Annotated in this window: 3 protein-coding genes; all 3 read left to right on the top strand. The window is 31.6% G+C overall.

Translation table 11 applies throughout. The annotated features are described in order from the left end of the window. The first annotated feature begins 118 nt into the window (after positions 1-118). Complete coding sequence (locus tag DIU01_RS09975; protein ID WP_290834016.1) at positions 119-961, top strand: ABC transporter permease; 843 nt, start codon at positions 119-121, stop codon at positions 959-961. After that, a complete protein-coding gene (locus tag DIU01_RS09970) occupies positions 958-1,719 on the top strand; it encodes an ABC transporter ATP-binding protein (RefSeq protein WP_290834014.1) in 762 nt (253 codons plus the stop codon). Before DIU01_RS09975 ends, DIU01_RS09970 begins: the two co-directional genes overlap by 4 nt. A gap of 2 nt (positions 1,720-1,721) precedes the next feature. Next, positions 1,722-2,384: MlaD family protein (locus tag DIU01_RS09965; RefSeq protein ID WP_290834011.1), on the top strand; the 663-nt coding region annotated here is incomplete at its 3' end.

Raw genomic sequence — 2,384 nt, 5'->3', positions numbered from 1 at the left:
AATACAGACGAAGTTAAAGAGAAAAGTATTTCATTTTTATCAAATTCGCTTCAGAAATTAAAAATTAAATAGGATTTCTACAACCAATAATTCCTAAAAACTTTTATAGAATTCGTGTATGAAAAAAATTGTACCTATCAAGAACTTGAAAAAATATGCAATTGATAAAACTATAAAAGTTAGTGAAAAATCAATAGAAAAATCTTCGAAAATTTCTACTTTTTTAGTTGACACCGCCAACGTATTTTTATTTTTAACTCGTGTTTTTAAAAATACTTTCTCAAGAGGATTTGAATTTAAAGAATTCTTAAAACATTGTTTTCAAATTGGGAACAAATCGTTTGCATTAATATCAATTACAGGAACTATTATTGGTTTGGTTTTAACCATTCAATCGCGTCCAATTTTAATAAAATTTGGTGCTTTAAATATGCTGCCCAACATGGTGGCTATTTCTTTGATAAGAGAAATGGGACCAGTAATTACAGCTTTAATTTGTGCTGGTAAAATAGGTTCCAGTATGGGCGCAGAACTTGGTTCAATGCGCGTTACAGAACAAATTGACGCACTCGAAGTTTCATCGGCAAATCCAATAAAATATTTAATTGTTCCAAGAGTTTTGGCTGCTACTTTTATGATTCCGCTATTGAGCATCTTTGCTATTGCGATGGGAATTTTAGGCGGATGGATTGGTGCAAATATTAAAGGCGATTTAAATTTTGTATTGTACATTTCTCAAGCATTTGGTAAAGTAGAATTTATGGATTTAATTCCGGCTGTTACAAAAACGTTCTTCTTTGGAGCAGTAATAGGCTTAGTTGGTTGCTACAAAGGTTACAATGCTGGACGTGGAACAGAAAGCGTTGGAATCGCAGCAAATACGGCCGTTGTAACAGCATCATTCTTAGTAATTCTTGTAGATTTAATAGCAGTTCAAATAACCGATTTGATTTTACAATGATAGAAAATACTACCATAAAACCAATAATTGACATCCAAAATTTAAAAATAAGTTTTGGTAGTTTGAATGTATTAAATGATATTTCCTTACATCTTAAAAGTCAAGAAAATCTTGTAGTACTAGGAAAATCGGGAACAGGAAAATCTGTTTTAATAAAGTGCGTTGCTCGATTATTAAAAGCCGATGAAGGTACAATCACTGTTCTTGGTCAAGAAGTAAATGCTTTAAAAATTGAAGAATTAAACGAAATCAGAAAAAAAATTGGTTTCCTTTTTCAAAGTGGTGCTTTATATGATTCGATGACGGTTAAAGAAAATCTAGAATTCCCTTTAAGACGCATAAGAAAAGAACTATCACAATCGGAAATTGATACTAAAGTTACAGAAACACTTGCTAATGTTGGTCTTGAAGATGTTTTAAACAAAATGCCATCAGAACTTTCTGGCGGAATGCGTAAAAGAATTAGCCTCGCTAGAACCATAATTGTTGATCCAGAAATTATGCTTTATGACGAACCAACAACTGGTTTAGATCCTATTACAGCAGAAGAAATTAGCGAATTAATCAACGATATTCAAAAAAAATACAAAACTGCCTCCATAATTATCACTCATGATATGGAATGCGTTCGAACGGTTGCCAACCGAATAATAATGCTAAAAGACGGAGACGTTTATAAAGAAGGTTCATTATCAGAATTTGAAAATTCTACCGATTCTTACGTAAGCTCTTTTTTCAAAACTAAAAAATTACAATAACTATGGAAACCACTAAACAAGGATTTAAAATAAGATTGGGAATATTCATCATAGCTGGTTTGTCGTTATTTTTACTCGCGATTTTCATCATTGGAAAACAAAAAAATATGTTTGATCCAGTTTTTAATATTTCTACTAAATTTAAAAATGTAAGCGGATTGCAAGTTGGAAGTACCATTCGATTTTCGGGAATAAATGTTGGAACTGTTGAAAACATCGAGCTTATAAATGATTCTACCGTAAAAGTGGACATGATTTTAAAGAAAGAGGTTCAAAAATTTATTCGTGCCGATTCTAAAGCAGGAATTGGGTCTGAAGGATTAATTGGCGATAAACTGATAGTAATTTCTCAAGGAAATCCATCATCAAAATTGGTTAAAAATGGGCAATATATTAACGCTGTTGAACCAATTGAAACAGATGCAATCATGCGAAGCCTTGAAACTACCGCAGGAAATGCGGCAATTGCATCAGCAGAAATTGGAGAAATTTTAATAAAAATAAACAATGGTGAGGGAACTTTAGGTAGATTAATGAATGATGAATCGATGGCAAATAACATTGATAAAACATTGGTAAATCTTAAAAATGGCTCTAAGAAATTAGACGAAAACATGGAAGCTGCCAAAAGTAATTTTCTATTAAAAGGATTTTTCAACAAGAAT

This window comes from Flavobacterium sp., assembly GCF_003525665.1.
Lineage (GTDB): Bacteria > Bacteroidota > Bacteroidia > Flavobacteriales > Flavobacteriaceae > Flavobacterium.
The sequence above is the reverse complement of the archived record's forward strand: the minus strand, read 5'-3'. Positions and strand labels throughout refer to the sequence as shown.

What these genes read in the sequence shown, in the direction of transcription:
- DIU01_RS09975 (WP_290834016.1), top strand. Translation starts at nt 119, where the DNA reads ATGAAAAAAATTGTACCTATCAAGAACTTGAAAAAATATGCAATTGAT.
- DIU01_RS09970 (WP_290834014.1), top strand. Translation starts at nt 958, where the DNA reads ATGATAGAAAATACTACCATAAAACCAATAATTGACATCCAAAATTTA.